This is a genomic window from Streptomyces sp. NBC_00654, assembly GCF_026341775.1.
In the GTDB taxonomy this organism is placed as follows: domain Bacteria; phylum Actinomycetota; class Actinomycetes; order Streptomycetales; family Streptomycetaceae; genus Streptomyces.
Window position 1 is genome coordinate 345,540 of the sequence record NZ_JAPEOB010000003.1, and the last position, 23,434, is coordinate 368,973.

Annotated in this window: 17 protein-coding genes; 1 reads left to right on the forward strand and 16 read right to left on the reverse strand. The window is 68.5% G+C overall.

Annotated elements, in window-relative coordinates:
- Window positions 1–161: 161 nt before the first annotated feature.
- The 14 genes from OHA98_RS33945 to OHA98_RS34010 form a co-directional block, all read right to left on the reverse strand.
- Window positions 162–2,516, reverse strand: coding sequence for a hypothetical protein (locus OHA98_RS33945; protein ID WP_266931505.1), 2,355 nt, complete (start codon window positions 2,514–2,516; stop codon window positions 162–164).
- A 17-nt stretch (window positions 2,517–2,533) separates the two neighbouring features.
- A complete protein-coding gene (locus OHA98_RS33950) occupies window positions 2,534–2,971 on the reverse strand; it encodes a hypothetical protein (protein ID WP_266931507.1) in 438 nt (145 codons plus the stop codon).
- 635 nt (window positions 2,972–3,606) lie between these two features.
- Complete coding sequence (mycP, locus tag OHA98_RS33955; RefSeq protein ID WP_266931509.1) at window positions 3,607–5,013, reverse strand: type VII secretion-associated serine protease mycosin; 1,407 nt, start codon at window positions 5,011–5,013, stop codon at window positions 3,607–3,609.
- Between the two features lie 26 nt (window positions 5,014–5,039).
- Window positions 5,040–6,446 carry a WXG100 family type VII secretion target gene (locus OHA98_RS33960; RefSeq protein ID WP_266931511.1) on the reverse strand — a complete coding sequence of 469 codons (1,407 nt, stop codon included), beginning with the start codon at window positions 6,444–6,446 and terminating at the stop codon, window positions 5,040–5,042.
- A gap of 86 nt (window positions 6,447–6,532) precedes the next feature.
- The gene (locus tag OHA98_RS33965) at window positions 6,533–7,039 is read right to left on the reverse strand and encodes a hypothetical protein (RefSeq protein WP_323179691.1); all 507 of its coding nucleotides are present in this window, start codon (window positions 7,037–7,039) and stop codon (window positions 6,533–6,535) included.
- A gap of 116 nt (window positions 7,040–7,155) precedes the next feature.
- Entirely contained in the window at window positions 7,156–9,504 is a 2,349-nt protein-coding gene (locus tag OHA98_RS33970) for a xanthine dehydrogenase family protein molybdopterin-binding subunit (RefSeq protein ID WP_266931513.1), read from the reverse strand.
- 94 nt (window positions 9,505–9,598) lie between these two features.
- Entirely contained in the window at window positions 9,599–11,503 is a 1,905-nt protein-coding gene (locus OHA98_RS33975; protein ID WP_266931515.1) for a (2Fe-2S)-binding protein, read from the reverse strand.
- Complete coding sequence (locus tag OHA98_RS33980) at window positions 11,500–12,396, reverse strand: xanthine dehydrogenase family protein subunit M (RefSeq protein WP_266931517.1); 897 nt, start codon at window positions 12,394–12,396, stop codon at window positions 11,500–11,502. The genes OHA98_RS33975 and OHA98_RS33980 overlap by 4 nt, the downstream gene beginning before the upstream one ends.
- A gap of 305 nt (window positions 12,397–12,701) precedes the next feature.
- Window positions 12,702–14,399, reverse strand: a complete 1,698-nt coding sequence (locus OHA98_RS33985) for a beta-N-acetylhexosaminidase (protein ID WP_266931519.1) — start codon at window positions 14,397–14,399, stop codon at window positions 12,702–12,704.
- 4 nt (window positions 14,400–14,403) lie between these two features.
- Window positions 14,404–15,246: a carbohydrate ABC transporter permease gene (locus OHA98_RS33990; protein WP_266932522.1), complete on the reverse strand. Its 843-nt coding sequence runs from the start codon at window positions 15,244–15,246 to the stop codon at window positions 14,404–14,406.
- A gap of 92 nt (window positions 15,247–15,338) precedes the next feature.
- On the reverse strand, window positions 15,339–16,340 hold the full coding sequence (locus OHA98_RS33995; protein WP_266931520.1) for a carbohydrate ABC transporter permease: 1,002 nt from the start codon (window positions 16,338–16,340) through the stop codon (window positions 15,339–15,341).
- A gap of 2 nt (window positions 16,341–16,342) precedes the next feature.
- Complete coding sequence (locus OHA98_RS34000; protein ID WP_266931521.1) at window positions 16,343–17,647, reverse strand: extracellular solute-binding protein; 1,305 nt, start codon at window positions 17,645–17,647, stop codon at window positions 16,343–16,345.
- 398 nt (window positions 17,648–18,045) lie between these two features.
- Window positions 18,046–18,339 carry a DUF3039 domain-containing protein gene (locus OHA98_RS34005; RefSeq protein WP_072484142.1) on the reverse strand — a complete coding sequence of 98 codons (294 nt, stop codon included), beginning with the start codon at window positions 18,337–18,339 and terminating at the stop codon, window positions 18,046–18,048.
- Window positions 18,340–18,369: 30 nt separating this feature from the next.
- On the reverse strand, window positions 18,370–18,930 hold the full coding sequence (locus tag OHA98_RS34010; RefSeq protein ID WP_266931523.1) for a YqgE/AlgH family protein: 561 nt from the start codon (window positions 18,928–18,930) through the stop codon (window positions 18,370–18,372).
- Between the two features lie 275 nt (window positions 18,931–19,205).
- On the opposite strand from OHA98_RS34010, the gene murA reads away from it, so the two are divergent.
- Window positions 19,206–20,546, forward strand: a complete 1,341-nt coding sequence (murA, locus tag OHA98_RS34015) for a UDP-N-acetylglucosamine 1-carboxyvinyltransferase (protein WP_266931524.1) — start codon at window positions 19,206–19,208, stop codon at window positions 20,544–20,546.
- 466 nt (window positions 20,547–21,012) lie between these two features.
- Here murA and OHA98_RS34020 read toward each other — a convergent pair whose 3' ends face one another.
- Together OHA98_RS34020 and OHA98_RS34025 are read right to left on the reverse strand one after the other, a co-directional pair.
- A complete protein-coding gene (locus tag OHA98_RS34020) occupies window positions 21,013–21,294 on the reverse strand; it encodes an HU family DNA-binding protein (RefSeq protein WP_003968811.1) in 282 nt (93 codons plus the stop codon).
- Window positions 21,295–21,679: 385 nt separating this feature from the next.
- A complete protein-coding gene (locus OHA98_RS34025; protein WP_266931526.1) occupies window positions 21,680–23,116 on the reverse strand; it encodes an NAD-dependent malic enzyme in 1,437 nt (478 codons plus the stop codon).
- Between the last annotated feature and the right edge of the window lie 318 nt (window positions 23,117–23,434).

Genomic DNA, 23,434 nt, shown 5'->3' on the forward strand with positions numbered 1-23,434 from the left:
AGGCCCTCGCACCCCTCAGCCGCGCTCACATAGGGCGACTGGGGCTCCTCGGCCCCACATGCCACCCCGCCAGCAACAACAGCCAGTACCAGACCGGCGGCCGCCATCACTTTTCCGCACCGCACCCCGCCCACCCCCTCATATCTTCCGCGTTGCCGACTTCACCCGGTCTCCGGCGCACTGCCTTGCTGATTCTCGCGATCATTGCCACTTGAGTAGCCTGACCTCATCGACTCCTTCAAGTCCTGGCGGAAGTTGGAATCCTCCTCGCTTCCGTGACGCGCCAGAAATTCCTCCATCGGAGCCTCGGCCATGGCCTCGCCGGAACGGTAAATACTGTTCCATTCTTCCACAGTGAGATTCTCAGCCTTTTCCTTGCTCTTCTCCACCGAGTTGTCCGAGATATCCCCCACGACCTGGCCGATGAGCTGCTCCGCTGCACCGCTCGCAGTATCGGTCGCCAAGGGAATGAGCACAGCAGCAGCGCCTACCGCAGCCGTTACCGGAAGGAAAGCGACACCGGCCGCAACCCCCGCCACCGCACCGAACTCCACCCAGCCCGAACGCTTGGCCACGGCCTTCTCGTAGTCCTCATGAGTCTTCATGAAGTCTGCCTCAACTTGGTCGGCCCGGGACTGGTCGAGCATGCCCTGGACTTCGGCGCCCACGTGCACAGCCGACCGGGCGGAACCCATGTCGACCTTCCCGTCGGAGCCCACTTGAGCCTCCAACACGCTCCGGGTATAGACCTGCTCCGCCGTGGAGAGGGTGGCATAGGCATCCGGGTGTTGTCCGAGAACGCTGAGGAAGCCGCGCGCGACACTCCTGCCTTCCTGCCCCCCCTTGTAGGCGCTACTGTCGAAGGCGAGGTGACCATCAGGATTTCGCGTTGGGGCAAAGACGCTTTCGGAATCCCCCTTTTCGAGCGCCCAGTTGATGTCGTCTATGTACCCGGCGCCCATGACTCCCAGACTGTCTGCCATAGCGTTCTGCTTGTGGAGGAGACCCGCGTCCGCTCCATACTTTTCCATGACCTGCCGCATGATCGCCGCATTATCGGAGTCGCGCACCACCTTGGCATCCGGGCTGTCGTACGGATACCCGAGGGTCGCCGATTCCAGAGCATGCCCGAGCGCGTCCGGCACATACTGACGGGTCGTATCAGAAGCACCTGGGTTGTCATGGCCGACGTCCGAGAAAGACTTCCATTTATCATTTCCGAAGAAGTCAAGGTAATTCCCAATCGCCTCACCATCCTCACCCTTACCCAGATCCGCTGCACTCTCCTTGTTGACCGTGCCGTCCTCGTTGTACGCGGTCGGGACATCGGTGAAGAACTTTTTCGCAGCATCCGGACTGTGGCCCAGCGCCTCCAGCATGGCGGTGGCCGGATCAAACCCGGATCCATTCTTCCCCGAAGGGTTGAACGGGTTCCCTGCGTAGGCAGTGTCCTGATTGGTACTCGCGAAAATATGCGGACTCTTCTGGTGCAACTGCGCCACATGTTCGGCGATCGGGTTGAGGAACTTCGCGTCGTAGTTCCCGTACCGCATGATGCCGCCCAACAACTGATAACCGTACGCACCACCGTAATCATTCTTGGCAAGCGGAATTTGCTGCGTACCCAGCTTGCGAAGTTCCGGCCCCCATTCGGCCGCGAATTCTTTGTCGTGCGAGGCGGTGGCAAGATTCAGACCGAGGTTGCGCTGGAGTGCCTGAACATCCGCCAACCGCTCCTTGTCAACTTTTCCATAACCGTTCGTTCCCGTAGAGAGCTGTCCGAAAAAAGTGAGCACCTTCTCGGGGCCGAGCTTCTCGTAGAACACCTTGGCAAACTCGGGAAACTTTCCTCGCTCACGCAGCACTTCATTGAGTGACTGCAGCTCCATATGCGTAATACCGGGACCCTTGGATGCCAAATCGACAGCATAGGCCGCCTCTTCCTGATCCAGACTCCCGTACTTGGGTGCGCTGAAATTGCGCCCCTCGGTGACGTTGGCCTCAAGGGCCCGTTTGATTGCCGCGTCCGCATCATTGCAGTCGTCCACGATGACATCGATCTTCTTCTGCCAGGCCTCGATGGACTCCTTCTGCTTGCGCAGGAGTTCGGAGTAGTCCGGGTCGTGCCGTGCGGTGTTGTCCTTCTCCAGCGGATGCCGGGCCGTCACTTTGCCCTGGGCATCGACATGGATGCCGGCCTCGCGCCCCTCGACGTCCCGGATGTTCACCAGGTCGTCCTTGGCCTTCCTGATGGCCGTGTGGGCGTCCTCCAGGATCAGCTTGACACCCTTGGCCTCGGCGGCGGCGTCCTTGAACTCCTTGGCGGTCTTGGCGATGAACGCCTTGGTGATACCGGCGTTCTCACCCTCCCACTCCGCCTTGTCCGCCTTGGCCTTCATCCCGTCATTGGCATCCGTGGCCAGCTTGTCCAGCTTGGTGACCATCTCCGTCCAGTCGGTCACAGCCGTCTGGAGCTTGCCGATCGGCGCATCGACAATGTCTGCGTACTTCAGCACGTCAATTCCCCCGGGGATTACTTCAGATACTCATTGAGCTTGGAGACCGAGATGAGATCCCCGGCGATCTGGACATCGTCCTTCTGAAGCGACAACGTCGTGTAATTGAGGTGATTCGAAATCTGCGCACACGCGTCGAGCAACGTCTTCAGATGCGTGTTCCACCGGTCATGGACCTTCAGGAGCCCCGACCCGCTCTCGAAGTTCCCGTTGGTGAGCGCGATGGCCGCGTCGAACGTCGACGGACGGGCATGATCACCGTCCTTCGACACACGGGTCCGCAGACCGTACGCCTCATGCCCGATAGCACCCAGGTTGTCCTTGTTCACCGCAAGATCCGCAACAACCGGCCCACCACCGGGACCCCCCGGCTCCGCCGGCACACCATTCAGCCGCATATCGACCCGCTGTGTCGATTCGGCACGAAGCGTTGCCCATTCTGAGTCGAACGTCACGAAATCCCCCGTACTCAATCCCGGATGCCACCGAAGCCCACCGCTCCGCTCTCAATGACGCCCACGCTAGCGGCTAGCTATCCATCGACCTGCCACAGGAGAGGCTTTCCAGCCTGAACAGATAAAGACCAAAAATTCTGGCGTGGCGGGGTTGACGAAACCTAACCGTGAGTACGCATGGAGCGGGAGCGCGCCTGCCCTACTCCAGCTAACCCAGAATTGAAGACATCGCCCCTTCGGCTGAGCCTTCCTCGATACCTCCGTCGCGTGCACACGAAAGTGCTCACACCAAGGGCAGGGTCACTGAGTGGGCCAATACCACCTGAGACTCGCACAGTTCCGCCACTGGACCCCTCAGTCTGCCGATCCCGGCTCACAGACACCTTGATGCGAGCGGGCGACTCTGCAGATCCAGCCAAATAGTCACTGCGAAGGGCGAACTGAAGGTACGAAGATCCTGCGCCATCGACGCAACTTCTCCCATATCGAATGGGATAAATAAGGGACTGATCTTCCCGTCAGGTTTCAGTTCCCTTGGCTACCAGGCCGAACCGAATACGGACAGCATCGCTATCCGCACCGGAGTACGGGCAGACCCGGCAGATGCCGGGCCCCAGTGGTGCCGCCGACGCGCCTCAGACGCGACGGTCCTGTCCCGGCGCGCCACCATAAGGCGGATTCGAGCCAGGGGAATTCTGCGGCGGCGCGTAGCCCTGGTACGGAGGTTGTACCTGCTGCTGCGGGTACGCGGGCGGGGCCTGCCCCGGGTACTGCGGCGGGTGAGGCGCGGCCGGCGGCGAGGCAGCTGCGTTTCGACGACGCGACCGTACCGCCACGACCGCCACACCTGCGCCGATGAGTGCGGCAGCCCCGACACCGATGCCGATCCAGAGACCGGTGTTGCTGCCACCGTCTCCATCGGCCGAAGGGGCGGCAGCAGCGGGCTTGTCGTCCGACTCGGAACTCCCCGTGCCCTTCGAAGGCTTGGCGGAAGGAGCGGGACTCTCGGCTGCGGCCAAGTCGTGAAGCGGGTACTCATCGGCGGGGCCGGGGTCACCGGGGGTCTTCAGCGCGATACGGGGACGGACGATGCCGTAACCGATGGCGTCCGTGCGCTCATCACCACTGACCGGACCTCCGGCCGTATTCAGCAGGACCCGCAGGACCTGGTTATTGGTCCAGTCCGGGTGCTTGGACCAGATGAGAGCAGCGGAGGCGGAGGCGAGAGCACTGGCATCACTAGTGCCGCGAGATTTACAGATCCCCGTTTTCCCCCCGCATGCGTGGACCATCTCCACTCCAGGAGCAGCAAGGTCTACTTGGGTCCCGTACTGAGATTCCTTAGATCTTTTCAGATCTCTATCAATAGCACTTACTCCAACAACCCCAGGTGTTGCCGCCGGGTACTGTGCGAGATTTCCAGAGTTTCCGGTATTTCCCACCGCAGCGAAAACAAGTGAGCCTTTTCCGAGGGCATATTTCACAGCGTCGGACAGCTCTTGCGATCCTGCCTGATTACCTTGAGAAATATTGATTACTTTGGCGCCACTGTCAGCCGCGAATCGAATTCCAGCAGAAACATCTTCGCTAAAGTTCTTACTCCCCGTGGCACCGTTGACCTTACCGGTGTCATCCCTCATACGGATAGGGAGAATTTTGACCCCAGGGGCCAGGCCGAAGGCCCCATTTCCTCCATTCGACTTTCCGGTGCCAGCAATCAGGCCAGCCATCGCTGTGCCGTGTGTGTCGTAGTCATCTCGCTCATCTCCCGGTGATCCAGGAGAAAGATCCTTGCCCTTGAGAACCTGTCCGAGCAGATCGGCGTTTGAGGCATCCACACCAGTGTCAATCACCGCGACGGTCACGTTCGCGCCGGTGCTCACCGCCCACATCTCCTCGGCCTTCATCGCATCCAGATGCCACTGATCCGCTCGCACAGAATCCGCCGATGCAGGAACAGCGCCAACCAGCAGCAGAACCAACGCAGTGGATGCCACAGTCCCTCGCCGAGCAACTACCTTGCGACTACTGCTGGTACGCATTCATTTCCCCTGAGTGGTTTCTTGCCCTAGTCGATGACCGGAGGAACAACACGGCGGCCGCCCTGCTGCCAAGTCTCCTCGTCCTCCATCAGGTAATCCGGCCTGTCGCTGCCCTCGTCGCGACGTGAATCACCTGAGCGCGGCGTCACCCCGGCGCCACCTCGACCCATCGGACCAGAAGCACGGCCACCGTCTGCCGCGCCACGCACCAAACCAGTTCCGCCGGGCGTGAACGGGCGCGCGTTGGCATGCCCGGGTTGCTGTGGGCGACCGCCCACCATGCCGCCCGTCTCACCGGCGAGACGGCGACCGCCGACAATGCCGCTCTGGCCACCGCTGGTGCCGCCCATTGCCGGACCATGTCCCATCGGTCCACGGCCGGCGTGCGTTCCCTCGTTTCCGATCACCGGGCTGCGGGGGAGGCCGCCCATGGGGCGGCCAGGGTTCTGCGGCACAGGACGTCCACCGACGATGGGACCGGGAGGCCTGGTACCGGGACCGCTGGCATTCGGCGGTCCCACCGTGGGTATGGGAGGACGTGCGCCACTCGGCAGCCCACGGCCGCCTCCGCTCGTCGTAGGCGGAGCGACCGGTCCGACGTTGGGGAACACTGTGGGTGACGTCGGAAGGCTGGTCTCGGGCCTGCCCGGATTCGGAACGCTCGGCGTGGTGGTCGGGGGGAGCGTCGAAGGGTCCGGCAGCGTTGCCACGCTGTCGATCCCCATGTCGACCGGCTGTGACACCGTGGCTCCCACTCCAGGAGTCGGCGTAGACACGCCCGGTGGTATTACGTGGCCGTCTGACGACTCAGGGCCGTGTGTATACGACGTAGCACCCCGTGCGAGGCCCCCGACGGAGCCGCCCGTATCCGCTCCCCCAACTGCGTAGTCCCCGCTCCCACTGTCCAGATTTCCCTGGTTCTCCGGCACAATGATCGCCGGCGGCGGCGGGAATACCGGCTTCTCCAGGCCCTTCATCTGCGATGACGAGAACGCGTACGACTCCGCCAGCTTCCGCATCTGCGCGGCCGCTTCCTGGCGGTTCGCCTCCTTGTTCGCCAGCAGGGTGTCCGCGGCCTCGCGCGCGACCGCCGACGCATCCGGGTCGTTGCGCGCTTCCTTGGCCGCTGCCAGGTTCGCTGCCGCGCCGGCGTGGGTGCGGGGGATCGCCACCTGGGCTGCGGCGATCGCGTCGGAGGCGCGGGCCAGCCACTTCGACGCGCCCTCGCTGTAGTCGCCCAGGCGCAGCGTCGAGTTGGCCAGGTCCGCGCTCCAGGTGCGGAAGGCGTCCGCGCCCTCGCCCTTCCACTCCACCATCTGCGGGCGGATCTTCAGGTCTTCCGCGATCTTGCGGATCTCCGTGGCCGCGCTCAGCAGTCGGTCGGCCGCCCCCTGAACAGCCCCGCTGTTCGCCTGGTCGAGCCAGGCCAGCATCTGCTCATGAGACATGCCTTCGAATGACGTCGTTCCCATATCCAGCCCCCGTTATCCCCGTGTCGTGCCCGTGATCGTCGTTGTCATCAGATGCCGTCACCGGTGGACTCGGTGGACGTGGGCGCCGGTGTCGGCTTGCCGCCGTCCTGCTTCGTCGGGTCGTAGGCACCGCCGTAGTGCTCGGTCGCTTCCTTGCTGATGGCCAGCATGCGGCGCCGGATGTCGATGTCCAGGTTCTCGTAGCCGTTGTGGGAGGCGAGGACCGCGATGCCCATGCCCTCGATGGAGTCCGAGAGCAGCTTCGACAGGGTTTCCAGCTCGGTGATGACCGTGTTGTACGTCGTGTAGAGGCCGGTCGCCTCGGACCAGCCGGGGTCGCCGAACTGGCCCTTGGTCACCGGGTCTTCGCCCAGCTTGTTCGGGCCGGCGGGGGACGTCTTGAGGTCCGTCAGCAGTTCGTCGATACGATCGCGGAACTTCGTGAATGACGACAGCTCGGTGACCAGTTCACCGACCGCGCTGTGCGCGGCCCCGATGATCGATCCGAACGGCATCGCCGCGAACCCCGCCACGGCAGCCTCAGTCGGCTCCACAGCACCCTCCCCGTTTACAGCTGGCTACAGCTTTGGGCATCACTGTAGTCAGCATCACTGACAACTCGCATCCCTGGGTTGCACGTGCAATGCGAATCACATCATCAATTGGACAGTCAGGACTTGGGCGTTGCCACCGCCGCCTGGGGCCGGACCGGCAGGCGGTTGACCGGGCGTCCGGTTGCCGAGCGGACGGCGGAGGCCACTGCGGCGGGGGCGGTCACGACGGGTACGGCCGAGGCGGGCTTGGCGCCGAAGGGGGCCACCACGTCGCGTTCCTCGACCAGTTTGACGATGCGAATGTCCGGAGCGTCCAGGGACGTCGGAAGTGCGTACCCCGTGAGGTCGGGGTGGCGGATCAGGCCACGGGCGGTCCGGAGGTTCTCCGTGAGGGCCGCGCCGATGCCCTGGGTGATGCCCGCCTCGATACGGATGGCCAGCTGGGCGGGGTTGAGGATCCGGCCCACGTCCTGGGCGACGGCCATCTCGACCACCCGGATCGAGCCGATCTCGATGTCGACGTCCACCACGGCGCGGATCGCGCAGAAGGCGAGGCCGACGAACGCGTCGCCCTGGCCGGAATCGTCGAGCGGTTCGGTGGGATGGGGGCGGCACTGGGCGGTGGCCCAGAGTTCCTTGCCGTCCATGGCCTCCGTGACCGTCGTGGAGAGGACACCGTCGTACGAGGTGATCTTGCCGTCGGCGATCTGGAGCAGCTCGGTGGACATCCCGAACTTGTGGGCGAGCGGCTGGAGGAGCTGGGTGCGGACCATCTTGGCGGCCCGTTCCACCGCACCGCCCGACACCCAGGTGTGACGGCCGTGCGTCGCCGGGCCCGCCGGGGGCTGGTCGGTGTCGACCGAGGCGACGTGAACCTCTTCGATACCCAGGGTCTCCTGGACGATCTGGCGGGCCAGCGTGGTGAACCCCTGGCCGGTCTCCACCGCCGCGCAGATGACCGTGGCGATGCCGTCGTGGACCCGGACCGTGGCCGTGGAGACCTCGTCCGTGCCCTCGGCGCCCAGCATGTGCACCATGCCGAGCGCGTATCCGACACCCCGGCGTACGGCCCCGGGCTCGCCCGCGCCCTCCGGGCCGCCGGGGAGCAGCCAGTCGTCCTCCGGGGCGTCCTTGGGCAGCACGGGGAGCGGGAAGTCCCGTACGGCACCGAGGAGTTCTTCCACCGGGGCCGGGCAGGTCACCGTCTGGCCGGTGGGCAGGATGTCGCCGGTGGACAGGACGTTGCGCAGGCGCAGTTCCGCCGGGTCCATGCCGAGCTTGGCGGCCAGCTTGTCCATCTGGCCCTCGTACGCGGCACAGACCTGCATCGCGCCCTCGCCGCGCACATGGCCGGAGGGCGGGTTGTTCGTACGGACCGCCCAGCCCTCGATGAAGGCGTGCGGTACGACGTACGGGCCGCAGGCGAAGGCCACGGCCGCGGCCAGGGACTCGGACGAGGAGTCGGCGTACGCACCCGCGTCCAGCAGGATCTGGGCCTCGACCTTGACCAGCCGGCCCTCCGCGTCCGCGTGGTGGCGGTAGCGCAGCAGCGTCGGGTGGCGGTGGGCGTGGCCGAGGAAGGACTCCTCGCGGGTGGCGGCCAGTTTCACCGGGCAGCCGGTACGCAGGGCGAGCAGGCCGAGCGGGATCTGGAAGCCCGGGTCCTCGCGGTCGCCGGTCGCGCCGGGGACGCCGGTCACGACGATCTTCACCTGGTCCGCCGCCAGGCCGAAGCAGGCGGCGGCCAGGTCGCGGTCGGTGTGCGGGTCGGTGGAGGCCGTGTAGATCTCCACGCCGCCGTCGGGGCGGGGCACCGCGAGCCCGGCCTCGGCGCCGATCGGGGCCGGGTCCTGGCGGCCGATGCGGTAGAGGCCCTCGACGACGACCTCGCCGGTCGCCTCCGGGTCGCCGTAGCGCAGCGGGATATGGCGGATGAGGTTGCCGTCCGGGTGCAGGGGCTCGGCGGCGAAGGCCTTCTCCGGGTCCGTGACCGGTTCCAGGACCTCGTACTCGACGGCGATCGCCGCCGCGGCCAGGCGCGCCGTGTCCGGGTGGTCGGCGGCGACCGCGGCGATCGGTTCACCGTGGTGGCGTACCAGGTCGGACGCGAACACCGGGCGGTCGACGACCCGGCGGCCGTAGGCGCTGTCCCCGGGCACGTCCTCGTGCGTGACGACGGCCCGCACCCCGGGCATCTCCACCGCGGCGGAAACATCGACGGACAGGATCCGGGCGTGCGGGTGCGGCGAGCGCAGCACGGCCGCCCACAGCAGGCCTTCGGCCCACAGGTCGGCCGCGTACGGGAAGGTGCCCTCGGTCTTGGCGCGGGTGTCGGCGGGCGGGAGCGAGACACCGAGGCCGAGTGCGGGCTTCTCCTCGTCCGGGCCGGGGCCGCTGCCCGTGGCGTCGATCCTGGGCAGGCTGGTGCTGGTCGCGTTGGCCGCGGTGGCTGCGTCGCTGCTCACGCCGCCTCCTTGTCGTTCGCCCCGCTGCGGCGGCAGCAGATGGTGACCTGTGTGGTGGCGTCGTGGTGCTGTGCGGCGGGTCTGCGGGCGTGCCTCACAGCGCGCCTCCCTCGTGCGGGTGGGGCCTGCGGACACTGCCCGCACCGGGCGCGGCCTGGTGCGGAATACGCGCTTCGTCCTCGTCGTGGTCGTGCGCGGCGGTCCCGGCCGCTTCCGCGCTCGCCTCCCTGGCCTCCACGACCTCGGCCACGGCGTCGAGCACACCCCGGTATCCGGAGCAGCGGCAGAGGTTGCCGCAGAGTGCCTGGCGCGTCTCCAGTTCGCTGGGGGCGTGGTTGCCCTCCAGCAGGTCGTGGACGGTCATGGCCATGCCGGGGATGCAGAAGCCGCACTGGACGGCTCCGCAACGGGCGAGTGCCCGCTGGACGTCGGACGGCTCGCCGTCGACGGCGAGGCCCTCGACCGTACGGACCTCGCTGCCCGCCGCCGTGGCCGCGGGGACCAGGCAGGACGCGACGAGACGGCCGTCGACCTGGACGTTGCAGGCCCCGCATTCGCCCTGCGAGCAGCCGTCCTTGGCACCGGCGAGACCGAGGCGTTCACGGAGCACGTAGAGCAGGGACTCGCCGATCCAGGCGTCGGTCACCGGGCGGTCGACGCCGTTCACATGCAGGAGGTAGGAGGCCGCGGGATGCTCGCTGAGACCCTCGACCGTCACTTCGGCGACCGGTTCCCCGGCCGGTTCCGATACGGGTTCCGCGGCTGCTCCGGTCACCGGCTCGGCGGCCGCTGCGGCGGTCTCTTCGGCGGCTCCGGCGGTCTCTTCCGCGGCTTCTTCGGCAGTCGTTCCGGCGACGGTCCCGGCGACTGCCTCGGTGAACTCTCCGGTGAACTCTTCGGCGTCGGCGTCCGCGTCCGCGTGGACGTCGAGCGGCGCGTCGGCGTCGGCGTGGACGTCGAGCGGCGCGTCGGTGAGTACGTCGGCGGACACACCTGCGGGGGCCTGCGCGTCGATGTGCCCGTGGTCAACGGGGCCGGACACGGGCGACTCGGCGGAGGGCTCGACCGTGGCGACCGCTTCGGCGGAGGAGGCGGCGGCGGTGGTCTCGGGCGCCGGAAGCGGAAGCAGAACCGAGGCCGGGGCCTCCGGTGCTGCCCACGGTGCGGGGGCGCCGCCCGGCAGCGTGGCCGGAGGCGCGCTGTCCGCGTACCACTGGGGTGCCTGCGCCGAAGCCAGGAACTCGCCCGACTCGTCCGGCAGATCCCCGTCCGCCACCGGGATCGTCCACTCGCCGGTGTGGCCCACGGGCTCGATGGTCTCCGGCCCCGCGGCGGCCGCCGGCGGCTCGCCGGTGACCTCGCTGAAGTTCCATTGGGCCGTCGAGTGCGCGGTCTCCTGGTACGGCGACAGGTACGGGTCGGACAGGCCGTGCTGGTCCGCCAGGCCGTGCCGATCGGACAGGCCGTGCTGGTCCGAAAGGCTCTGCTGGTCCGGAAAGCCCTGCCGGTCCGGCTGGTTGCCCTGACCCGACAGGTCCTGCTGGGCGCGCATGTACTGCTCGTCGCGCATGCGCTGTTCCTCGTGCATGCGCTGCTCGGCCGGCGGCCCCTGCTGGTGCTGCAGGCCCTGCTGGTTCTGCAGACCGTGCTGGTTCTGCAGACCCTGCTGGTTCGGGTCCGGCCAGTGCACCGCGCCGGGGGCCTGGTTCTGCGCCCTCGCCTCGGCCTGCGCCTGCTGGGCCTGCGTCTGCACGACCCAGCTGCCCGTCGCCGTCGGGTCCAGGCCCACCGCGGGGGTGAGCGGCAGGATCATCGGCGGTACGTACCCGTGGCCGGGCGCGGCCAGCGGGACGTTGGCCAGGTCCTCCGGCGGCAGGTGGACGAACGCGGTCGCGTCGGCGTCGTACTCACCGCTCTGCGGGGTCGGCTGCCAGGCCCCGTAGTGCGGGTCGGACCCGCCGGAGTGCCCCTGCTGTCCGGGGTTTTCCTCATTGCTCACGACAGTGCCCTCCCCAGCGCGCGTCGGGCCAGTGCGGCGACGGTACGCCGCAGGTGCAGTACGGCCGGGGACAGCGGTGGTGCCTCTCCCCCGTCTTCCGGTGGTGCCTGGTCCGGGATGCAGGCCGCGGCGACGTACTCGCCGAAGGCGGCCAGCGCGTCGGGGGCCAGCCCGCGTTCGCCGTCCCAGTCGATCAGCGAGGCGATCCAGCGCTCGGCCTCCAGCGGGCGCAGCGGCATCGGCGCGATGGCGCCGACCGCGCAGCGCACACCGCGCCGGGCCGGGTCCAGGACGATCGCGACGGAGGCGGTGGCGCGGCCCGGTCCGGTGCGGCCGGTCGCCTTCAGGAACACCTGCGGGGCGTGCAGCAGCGGTACGCGGACGAAGCCGACCAGCTCGGCGGGTTCGAGCAGCTCGCGGCCGGCCAGCAGGTGCGAGACCGGGATCTCGCGGCGGGCTCCGCCGGGGCCCGCGATGACGAGTTCGGCCTCCAGGGCCGCGAGGACCGGCAGGGTGTCACCGGTCGGCGCGGCGGTGGCGATGTTGCCGCCGAGTGTTCCGGCGTTACGGATCTGGGGCGGGCCCGCCGCGCGCGCGGAGGCGGCGAGCGCGGGGATGAGGGCGGCGAAGTCGGGCCGTCCCATGCGTGCGTGGGTGAGGCCGGCGCCGAGCAGCGCGTGACCGTCCTGGTAGTGCCAGCCGCGCAGCTCGCTGATCCGGCCGAGACCGACCAGTCCGGAGGGGCGCAGCAGCCCCTTGTTGACGGCCGCCATCAGGTCCGTGCCACCGGCGACCGGAACTGCGGCGGGCATGGCGCCGAGTGCCGCCACGGCCTCGTCCAACGAGGCCGGCAGCGTCACCGACTGCATCGCCTGCGGTGCGTGCGTGGTCAACCCAGCTGCCCCTTCCCGGTGTCCCGGCAGTCCGCCTGTTCCGCCGTACGGTACGTGCTCACAGCCCGGACGTGGCAACTCTGGCACATCTTCCGACCGGACCGACGCGAGGGTCCACGAAGGACACATCCGTCCCTGACCAGGGGGAAAATCCGCTTTCGCACCTGTTTGACGCAGAGTGTGAATTGCCACTCTTCGGCGAGTCCTGTGCGACTTGCGCGGTTCGTTCCGCACGCTCCGCGCCCGCGTGAAATTCACGCGGGCGCGGGCAACCCGGCGGCCAGGAAACCGCCCGGCAGGGTGACTCAGACGTTCGGGGGCGGACCGTCCAGCGGGCGTCCGAGGATGCCGGGGCGCTGCTGCCGGGGCAACGGGCCGCCCGGCGGGCGGTAGTCGACGCCGAGGGCGTCGAGCCGGGCGTAGTGCGTGGTCATACGGCGCTCGAACTCCGCGAAGTCCCGGTCGGCGGAGGCGGGCAGCGCCGACCACGCGACCTCCGCGAACGCCGCGAGGCGCGGGAAGACCTGGTAGTCGACACGGGCCCGGTTCTGCATGACCTCGGTCCACACGTTGGCCTGGGTGCCCAGGATGTGACGGGCCGCCTCCTCGGAGAGGCCCGGCGGTACGGGCTCGAAGCGGTAGACGTCCTCCAGGGTCCGGATGAACCCGATCGGCATCGGCTCGTCGGGGCCGCCGTGCTGACGGTGGTCCAGGTAGACCTGCTGCTCGGGGCACATCACGACGTCGTGCCCTGCCTCGGCGGCGGCGACTCCGCCCGCGTAACCGCGCCACGAGGAGACCGCGGCGCCCTGGGGAAGGCCGCCTTCGAGGATCTCGTCCCAGCCGATGAGGCGGCGGCCGCGCTCGGTGAGCCAGGTGTCGAAGTGTCCGATGAACCAGGCCTGGAGCCCGTCCTCGCCGGCCAGGCCGAGTTCGGCGATCCGGGCCTGGGCGGTCGGGGACTTTTGCCACTGGTCCTTCAGGCACTCGTCGCCGCCGACGTGGATGAATGGCGAGGTCGTGGCAGGGAAGAGCTCCAGGATCTCCTCGAAGACGCCCTCGAAGAAGCGCAGGGTGTTGTCAGTGGGGGCGAGTACGTTCGGGTTGATGCCCCAGGTGTCCCAGACGGAGAGGGTGGTGGTGTCGATGACGTCGGTGTTGCCCAGTTCGGGGTACGCGCTGATGGCGGCCTGCGAGTGGCCGGGGATGTCGATCTCGGGGACGACGCTGATATGCCGCTCGGCGGCGTACGCGACGATCTCGCGGATGTCGTCCTGCGTGTAGTAGCCGCCGTACGGGGTCTCGTCCCACAGTTCGGAGGCCCGGTGACCGTATTTGGTACGGGAGCGCCAGGCGCCGACCTCGGTGAGGCGGGGGTGACGCTTGATCTCCACGCGCCAGCCCTGGTCGTCGGTGAGGTGGAAGTGGAAGACGTTCAGCTTGTGGGCGGCGAGGAGGTCGAGATAGCGCAGGACGTCGTCCTTGGGCATGAAGTGCCGTGAGACGTCGAGCATGAGGCCGCGCCAGGCGAAGCGGGGCCCGTCCTCGATCTCCAGTGCGGGGAGACCCAGGTCCGGTTCCGCGGTCACCGGGGCGCGCCGGTAGGCCTCGGGACCCAGCAGCTGGCGGAGCGTCTGCGCGCCCCAGAAGACGCCTGCGGCGCTGCCGCCGGTGATGCGGATGCCGTGTCCGGGGTCGACGGACAGCCGGTAGCCCTCGGCCTCCAGGGCCGGGTCGATGAGCAGTTCCACGGTGTTCCCGGCGCGGGTGGCGTTCTCCGCGCCCGGCGCACTGGCGGAGCCCGTAGCGCTGTCGGGGCCCGTCACGCTGTCGGCGCGCGGCGCCAGCGGCAGGCCGAAGGCGGCCCCGAGCGTGGTGCGCAGCCAGCGTGCCGTGCTCTCGGTGCCGGGTGCCGCGGTGATGGTGGTGTCCCGGTCCGGAGCGAATCCGGGCCGCCCCGCCCCACGGGTGTTACGGGGCGCCGGGATCAGGTCCATGCGCATGACGTCAGTCCTTAACCGCTCCGCCCAGTCCCGAGACCAGGCGTCGCTGTACGAGTACGAAGAAGACCAGCACGGGAATGGTCATCACCGTCGAGGCTGCCATGATCCCTCCCCAGTCGTTCTCGTCGGGCTTGAAGAACACCAGCAGCGCCATCGGGAGCGTCGACTGGGAGGTGTCGCTGATGATGAACGACTTGGCGAAGAGGAAGTCGTTCCAGGTCGAGATGAAGGAGAAGACGCTCGTCGCCACGAGGCCCGGGAAGACCAGCGGGAAGAGGATCTGCCACAGGAAGCGGGTGCGGCTCGCCCCGTCGATGTACGCGGCCTCCTCCAGCGCCTCCGGGACCGCCTTGACGAAGCCCCGCAGCATCCAGATCGCGAACGGCAGCGAGAAGGCGAGGTGTGGCAGGATCAGCGAGCCCAGGGTGTTCAGCTGTCCGAAGTCCCGCATCAGGAAGAACAGCGGGATGGTCAGCGCTTCGACCGGCACCATCTGCGCGACCAGGAACATGATCAGCAGCGTGGTGCGGAAGCGGAACCGGAATCTGGTCACGGCCGTGGCGGCCAGGAACGCGATCAGCGCGGACGCGAGGACGACCGTGCCCGCGACGAGCAGGCTGTTGAGGAAGTAGCGGCCGAAGTCCTGCTGTTCGAAGACCCGGCGGAACGAGTCGAGCGACGGGGAAAGCGTCCAGGGACGGGCCTCGGCCGACTGGATCTCGCCCGCCGGTTTCACGGCGGAGAGCACCATCCAGTACAGCGGGAAGGCGACGGCGGCGGCGATCAGCAGGGCCGCCGCCTCGGCCGCCAGCCGGCCGGGCCGGCGGACCCGCAGGGCGGTGCGCAGCCGGGCACCCGCGGAAGCGGGGCGGGAGGCGGTGGACGCGGTGACGACGGCGGTATCGGTGGCGGCGGCATCGGTGGCGGTGCCGGTCGGGCTCACAGTTCCTCCCCCTGGCGCCGTACGAGGCGCAGATAGACCAGCGTGACGGCCAGCAGGATCACCAGCATCACGACGCCGATCGCCGATCCGAGGCTGTACTGCGAGGACGCGAACGCCTTCTGGTACGCGTACACGTTCAGCACCAGGTTCTGGCCCGCGATGCCGCCGCCGTTGGTCATGACGTAGATCTGGGTGAAGACCTTGAAGTCCCAGATGATCGACTGGATGGTGACGACGATCAGGATCGGGCGCAGCATCGGCGCCATGACGGAACGCCAGACGCGCCAGTGGGAGGCGCCGTCCAGCGACGCGGCCTCCAGCACCTCGGTGGGGATGGCCCGGATCCCCGCGTACACCGTCACCATGACGAACGGGAACGAGCACCAGAGGACTTCGAGGAGCACCAGCGCGAAGGCGCTGTAGCGCCCGTACGTCCAGGAGAAGTCGCCCAGCCCCAGCACCTTGTTGACGGGTCCGAAGTCAGGGTCGAAGAGAAAGACCCAGACGGTGGAGCCGGTGATCGCGGGCGTCGCCCAGGCGCCCAGCGCGGCCATCATCAGCGCGAGCCGGGGCAGGGCGCGGATCCGGGTCAGCAGGACGGCGAGCGCGCAGCCGACCAGCAGGGTGGCCAGCACACAGGCCGCGGCGAAGACCACGGTGGCGAGGAGCACCTGCCAGAACTGGCCGTCGTCGAAGAGGGTCGCGTAGTTGCCGAGGCCCTTGAAGGTGGTCGGTTCGCCACCGCTGACCTGGGCCTGGGTGTACTCCAGGAAGGAGATCAGGCCGAGCTGGTAGATCGGGTAGACCAGCAGCCCGGCCAGCAGGACGAGCGCGGGCAGCAGATAGAGCCAGGGGGTCCAGCCGGGGCGCCGGGTGGACGGGGAGCGGAGCCTCCGGGGCGGGCGTCCGGCCGCGCGGCCGCCGCGCCCGGACGCCCCGGACGGACCGGTCGGGCCGGTCGGGCCGGAGCTCTTGCACGCCGTGGTGTCCGTGGTCATCGTCAGCCCGCGGTGGTGAACGCCGCGTCCATCTTCTTCGCCGCGTCGTCCGAGGCCTGTGCCACGTCCTTACGGCCGCTGACGACCTCCTGGAACATCGTCGGCAGGATCAGCGAGGCGTCGATCTGCGCCCAGCCCGCCGAGGCGGGTACGAACTTGGCGCCCGCGCCCAGCGTCCGGACGAACGGTGCGACGAACGGCTGCTTCTTCGCGGCGTTGTCCAGCACGTCGGTGTACGTCGGCAGGAAGCCCATCGCGTCGAACAGCTCCGCCTGGGTCTTCTTCCCGGTCAGCGACTTCATCAGGTCGACGGCGAGGGTGCGGTGCGAACTGCTCTTGAGCACGCCGATGTTGTTGCCGCCGGCGAAGGCGGGAGCGATGGAGCCCTCGGCCACGCCGGGCAGCGGCACCACGGCGTACTTGCCCTTGACCGAGCCCGCCTCGACCGCCGTGTGGCTGAAGTCGCCGCCGATCGCCATGGCCGCCTTGCCGGAGGCGAAGGCGGTGACGGTGGCGTTGCCGCCCATGGAGGCGCACTTGGCGGCCGGACAGTTGTCGTCGCCGAAGAGCGAGGTGTAGGCCTCGATGCCCTTGCGGGCCTTGTCGCTGTTGATGGCCGACTTGTACGTACCGCCGCTCTCCCCGGCCAGTTCGCCGCCGTTCGCCCAGATGAACGGCATCGCGCCATAGGTGTAGGCGCCGCCGACCGCGAGGCCGTAGAGGTCGGGCTTCGCCTTGTGGATCTTCTTGGCGGTGGAGATCAGCTCGGCCTGGGACTTGGGGGCGTCCATGCCGAGGTCCTCGAAGACGTCGGTGCGGTAGTAGAGCGCGCGTACGCCGACGAAGAGCGGGGCTCCGTAGACCTTGCCGCCGACGGTCACGGACTGCCTGGCGGTCGGGTCGGTGTCCTTGGCCTCGCCCCAGGCGGCGAACTCCGCGCTCACATCGGCCAGTCCGCCGTCCTTCACGTATCCGGCCGTGTCGGTGTTGCCGTACTCGATGAGGTCCGGCGCGCTCTTGGGGTCGTTGAAGGCCGCCTTGATCCGCTGGGCCCGGGTGTCGACGGGTATGTACTCGATCTCGACCTTCGCGTCCTTGTGGCTCTTCCTGAAGTCGGCCACGGCCGCGTCGACGACCTTCTCCTTGGGCTTGTTGCCGACCTCCTGGAACAGCCAGACGCGCAGGGTGCCGGTCTTCTCGTCACCCTGCGCACTGGTGTCGGAGGTCTGCGGCGCGCAGGCGGTGGCGGTGAGGCCCGCCAGCACAAGTGCCGCCGCGGGAACAGCAATTCGGGCAGAAAGCTTCATAAGGAACCCTTACCGATCGGCCGTTGCAACATGCGCAACGGGCGTTTCGTTCTGCACAACTGGCAGGAGAGTAGGTCCGGACCTTCGCGCCGACAAGTGGTCTCTACCACTCTGTGACCCACGGGTGCAGACCGTGCAACGCACGGCCCCGCACGGGGGTTCTCACAAGGTGCTCACGGGGGAGCAATACCAGCCATCCGCCGGACGCCTCCCGGACATCCGACGCCGCACCCGAGCCGGGCGCGCGGGCGCACTCCGGGCACGCCGGGCACGGAGTGCACGCCGGGAGACGAGCCGGGCACACGCCGCGCACACGCGCCGGGCATACGAAAAGCCCCCGGGGCGCGCATCTCTGCGCACCCCGGGGGCATCTTCTGGAGGGTGTCCGGGAGTAAGGACTACTTCTTGTCCTTGCCGCCCTTGCCCTTGTCCTTGTCGCCGCCGGCGCCCATGGACTCGTAGATCTCCTTGCACATGGGACAGACCGGATACTTCTTGGGGTCACGCCCCGGTACCCAGACCTTGCCGCACAGTGCCACCACGGGAGTGCCCTCCAGGGCGCTCGCCATGATCTTGTCCTTCTGGACGTAATGGGCGTAGCGCTCGTGGTCGCCGTCGCCGTTCGACACCTGCGGCGTCGGCTCTACGAGGGTCCCCGTACCTGCCCCGCGCTCGGGCTCAAGAGTGCTCATAACCGCCAAGGGTACTGAAAGCCGCGCGAGTCAGTTGAGCGAAGGGTCGTCCGGATACGTCGCGATCATCGCCAGCTCACTGCGCTGGCGGCGCAGGACCGCCCGCCAGAGGTTCTCCGGGCGCGGCGAGGAGACATCGCCCGGCTCCGACTCGACCACGTACCAGGCGCCGTCCGTCAGCTCCGTCTCCAGCTGGCCCGGCCCCCATCCGGCGTACCCGGCGAAGATCCGCAGCGAGCCCAGCGCCGCGGCCAGCAGCTCGGGCGGTGCCTCCAGGTCCACCAGGCCGATCGCGCCGTGCACCCGGCGCCAGCCGAGCGGGCCCTCGTCCCCGGGGATCACCGCCACGCCGAGGGCGGAGTCCAGCGAGACGGGGCCGCCCTGGAAGACCACATCGGGCTCACCCGTCAGACCGGCCCAGGACGCGAGGATGTCACCGACGCCGACCGGGGTCGGGCGGTTCAGGACAACGCCGAGCGAACCCTCCTCGTCGTGGTCGAGAAGAAGCACCACCGCCCGGTCGAAATTCGGGTCCGCCAGTGCGGGTGTGGCCACGAGCAGTCGCCCTGTGAGCGAGGACACCTCGGTCATGGCAGAAATGATCCCGCATCTTCGGCCCCGGTGGACACCGGATGGCGCCACGGCCCGTCCATACCGAGCGAGCGCAGCTCAGGGCGCACGGATGCACGGGGAGCGCATCGCGGGCGGGCGATGCGGACGGTGACCCTCCGCACGTGCCGGGGCGCGGAGCGTGTTGTGGCGGATTCATGACGTTCGTACACCCCCCTTTGCCTTACGGAATGGGGGTACGAGGCCATTACCCTTTTCGTTGGCCCCCCGCCCGACCACTCCGGAACGCGAGATTCATGACCGGCACAGACGATGTCCTGCTTGTCCACGGCGGAACCCCGCTGGAGGGTGAGATCCGCGTCCGAGGCGCCAAGAACCTGGTGCCGAAGGCAATGGTCGCCGCGCTGCTCGGCAGCGGTCCCAGCCGACTCCGCAATGTGCCCGACATCCGTGACGTACGGGTGGTCCGGGGACTTCTCCAGCTGCACGGTGTGACCGTGCGCCCCGGTGACGAACCGGGCGAACTGATTCTCGACCCGTCGCACGTCGAGAGTGCGAACGTCGCCGACATCGACGCCCACGCCGGCTCGTCGCGCATCCCGATCCTCTTCTGCGGCCCGCTGCTGCACCGGCTGGGCCACGCCTTCATCCCGGGCCTCGGCGGCTGCGACATCGGCGGCCGCCCGATCGACTTCCACTTCGAGGTGCTGCGCCAGTTCGGCGCGACCATCGAGAAGCGGGCGGACGGTCAGTATCTGGAGGCCCCGCAGCGCCTGCGCGGCACGAAGATCCGGCTGCCCTACCCGTCGGTGGGCTCCACCGAGCAGGTGCTGCTGACGGCGGTGCTCGCCGAGGGCGTCACCGAACTGTCCAACGCGGCCGTGGAGCCGGAGATCGAGGACCTCATCTGCGTACTGCAGAAGATGGGCGCGATCATCTCCGTGGACACCGACCGGACGATCCGGATCACAGGTGTCGACCGGCTCGACGGCTATACGCACCGGGCGATCCCGGACCGCCTGGAGGCCGCCTCCTGGGCGTCCGCCGCGCTGGCGACCGAGGGCAACATCTATGTGCGCGGTGCCCAGCAGCGTTCGATGATGACCTTCCTCAACACCTTCCGCCGGGTCGGCGGGGCGTTCGAGATCGACGACGAGGGCATCCGCTTCTGGCACCCCGGCGGCGCGCTGAACGCCATCGCGCTGGAGACGGACGTGCACCCCGGCTTCCAGACCGACTGGCAGCAGCCCCTGGTGGTGGCGCTGACGCAGGCCGCGGGCCTGTCCATCGTCCACGAGACGGTGTACGAGTCCCGGCTCGGGTTCACCTCGGCGCTCAACCAGATGGGGGCGCACATCCAGCTCTACCGCGAGTGCCTTGGCGGCTCCGACTGCCGCTTCGGCCAGCGCAACTTCCTGCACTCCGCAGTCGTCTCCGGGCCCACGAAGCTCCAGGGCGCGGACCTGGTCATCCCCGATCTGCGTGGCGGATTCTCGTACCTGATCGCCGCGCTGGCGGCCCAGGGCACGTCCCGGGTGCACGGCATCGACCTGATCAACCGCGGCTACGAGAACTTCATGGACAAGCTGCAGAAGCTCGGCGCGAAGGTCGAACTGCCCGGCGGCTCGCTCGTCTGACGCGACGGATGACACCGGGGTGACGCCGAATGACACCCCGGACCGGCCCACCCGCACAGTGCTGCCGCACACAGCATTGCGCAGCTCGTACACCCGTACGCGTGTGCGGCCGTACCCGGACGGCCGCCGTACAGCACGGCCGTACGCCGCAGCCCGCCGCTCCGCCCCGCATCCGGGGCCGGACCGGCGGGCTGCGGCATGCGGTGCGACGGGCGGCGGCATGCGGTGCGGCGGGGTGTCGCGTGCGCGACCACGGGGTCGCGGGTTCCGGAGCGGGGCCTACAACCCCGCTGGGCGCCGCGTACAGGCCCGTACAGGCCATTGCGGCCCCTCGGCCCCGCCCCCGCGGCGGCCGGAGCCCGTGCGGGGCACCACGTGACACGCCGAAGGGCGGCCACCCCGGTCGGGGGTGGCCGCCCTTCTCGCGTCCATGGGGCCTGTCGTGCGACGACGGGCCCGAGAAGACTTACTTGCCCTTGGCGGCTTCCTTGAGCTTGGAGCCCGCGGAGACCTTCACGCTGTAGCCGGCCGGGATGTTGATCGGGTCGCCGGTCTGCGGGTTACGAGCGGTGCGAGCGGCACGGTGGGTGCGCTCGAAGGTCAGGAAGCCGGGGATGGTGACCTTCTCGTCGCCCTTGGCGACGATCTCACCGACGGTCTCGGCGAGCGCGGCCAGCACGGCGTCGGCGTCCTTGCGAGTCACCTCGGCGCGGTCGGCCAGGGCGGCCACCAGCTCACTGCGGTTCATGTTGTTACTCCCGTGTTCTTCTTGCCTGTGAGGCGTGAGATCGAAGCCGATGCTGCCAGGGCCCTCTGACAGTCCCCGGACCCGGGTCTGATGTCAGACCCTCGCGCCCGATTACGCATCCTGCCCCCACCTGCGGCGGGAAAGCCAATCCGGAACCCTCCGGGGTCACACGAAAAGCGCCACGGTTTGCTCGTGGTGACGTTCCGTCGACTGGCCTGAGCGGTCCGCAGCGGATGCCGGGCCTGCGGGGCCCGCTGCCCGCCCACCCTAAAGGGGCGTTTGGGGCGCCGCGACCCACGACGCGCCGTACGGCGGCCCGCGTGAGGTACGGCACTCTCCGCGGGAACCGTGACCGGCCCCCGCGGAAAAGCCCCGCGGAAAGGTGCTACGCCTGGGCGGCCGGGGCCGCCCCGTCGGCTCCCGCCGCCTTCGCGGCGGCCCGGACCGCGCCCGCGACGGCTCCCGCGACCTTGTCGTTGAAGACCGACGGGATGATGTAGTTCGCGTTCACCTCGTCCTCGGCGACGACATCGGCCAGGGCGCCGGCCGCGGCGAGCATCATCTCCGTGTTGACGGTGCGGGACTGGGCGTCCAGCAGACCGCGGAAGACACCCGGGAAGACCAGCACGTTGTTGATCTGGTTGGGGAAGTCGGAACGGCCGGTGGCGACGACCGCCGCCGTCTGACGGGCGATCGCCGGGTCCACCTCGGGGTCCGGGTTCGCGAGCGCGAAGACGATCGCGCCCTCCGCCATCGCCGCGACATCGTCGCCGTTCAGGACGTTGGGAGCGGAGACGCCGATGAAGACGTCGGCTCCGACGACGGCCTCCTTGAGGGTGCCGGTGACGCCCTCCGGGTTGGTGTTGTCGGCGATCCAGCGCAGCGGCGAATCGGGGTCGGCGGAGACCAGGTCCGTGCGTCCCGCGTGCACCACACCGTGGATGTCGGCGACGACCGCGTGCTTGACGCCCGCGGCGATGAGCAGCTTCAGGATGGCCGTACCGGCGGCTCCGGCACCGGACATGACGACCCGTACGTCCCCGATGTCCTTGCCCACCACGCGCAGGGCGTTGGTCAGCGCGGCCAGCACGACGATCGCGGTGCCGTGCTGGTCGTCGTGGAAGACGGGGATGTCCAGGGCCTCGCGCAGCCGCGCCTCGATCTCGAAGCAGCGGGGTGCGGAGATGTCCTCCAGGTTGATGCCCGCGAAGCCCGGGGCGATCGCCTTGACGATCTCGACGATGGCGTCGGTGTCCTGGGTGTCCAGGCAGATCGGCCAGGCGTCGATGCCGGCGAAGCGCTTGAAGAGGGCCGCCTTGCCCTCCATCACCGGCAGTGCGGCCATCGGGCCGATGTTGCCGAGGCCGAGCACGGCGGAGCCGTCCGTCACAACTGCGACGGAGTTGCGCTTGATGGTCAGGCGGCGGGCGTCCTCGGGATTCTCGGCGATCGCCATGCAGACCCGGGCGACACCCGGGGTGTAGATCATCGAGAGGTCGTCACGGTTGCGGATGGGGTGCTTGGACGCCATCTCGATCTTGCCGCCGAGGTGCATCAGGAACGTACGGTCGGAGACCTTGCCGAGCACGACGCCCTCGATGTCGCGCAGACCTTCGACGATCTCGTCCGCGTGCGAGGTGGAGGAGGCGGCGATGGTGACATCGATCCGCAGCTTCTCGTGGCCGGAAGCGGTCACGTCGAGGCCGGTGACAGAACCCCCGGACGACTCCACGGCCGTGGTGAGCTGGGAGACTGCTGTGCCGCTCGCGGGCACCTCCAGCCTGACCGTCATCGAGTACGAGACGCTGGGCGCCGTTGCCATGGCCGAGTCCTTCGCTTTCCTTAGCTTCATTGCTACGCGGCCGGGGCAATCGCCCCGTACACGCTTCCCGATCGTCGCACCTACCGACCGGTAGCCGGTAATGAGTGCCACGTTTCGGAAAGTTTTTTCCACCATACGAGAAGTCGCCGTTCCGGCGGAACCCCTGCCGCTCCCCCAACAAGAACAGACCCGCGCCACCATCAGGTGACGCGGGCCTGTCTTTTTCACTTGAGCGGCACCGACCCGCCATGCTCGCCTCGCGGCAAGTGGTCGCTCGTAGCGACGAAGGTTGGGCCCGGGGGCTTGGATCGAGCCGGT

Excerpts from the sequence above, each read along its gene's own strand:
- OHA98_RS34010 (WP_266931523.1), bottom strand. The coding sequence starts at position 18,930 with ATGACCGAGGTGTCCTCGCTCACAGGGCGACTGCTCGTGGCCACACCC.
- OHA98_RS33995 (WP_266931520.1), bottom strand. The coding sequence starts at position 16,340 with ATGACCACGGACACCACGGCGTGCAAGAGCTCCGGCCCGACCGGCCCG.
- mycP (WP_266931509.1), bottom strand. The coding sequence starts at position 5,013 with ATGCGTACCAGCAGTAGTCGCAAGGTAGTTGCTCGGCGAGGGACTGTG.
- OHA98_RS34005 (WP_072484142.1), bottom strand. The coding sequence starts at position 18,339 with ATGAGCACTCTTGAGCCCGAGCGCGGGGCAGGTACGGGGACCCTCGTA.
- OHA98_RS33960 (WP_266931511.1), bottom strand. The coding sequence starts at position 6,446 with ATGCTGGCCTGGCTCGACCAGGCGAACAGCGGGGCTGTTCAGGGGGCG.
- OHA98_RS34020 (WP_003968811.1), bottom strand. The coding sequence starts at position 21,294 with ATGAACCGCAGTGAGCTGGTGGCCGCCCTGGCCGACCGCGCCGAGGTG.
- OHA98_RS33985 (WP_266931519.1), bottom strand. The coding sequence starts at position 14,399 with ATGCGCATGGACCTGATCCCGGCGCCCCGTAACACCCGTGGGGCGGGG.
- murA (WP_266931524.1), top strand. The coding sequence starts at position 19,206 with ATGACCGGCACAGACGATGTCCTGCTTGTCCACGGCGGAACCCCGCTG.
- OHA98_RS34000 (WP_266931521.1), bottom strand. The coding sequence starts at position 17,647 with ATGAAGCTTTCTGCCCGAATTGCTGTTCCCGCGGCGGCACTTGTGCTG.
- OHA98_RS34025 (WP_266931526.1), bottom strand. The coding sequence starts at position 23,116 with ATGGCAACGGCGCCCAGCGTCTCGTACTCGATGACGGTCAGGCTGGAG.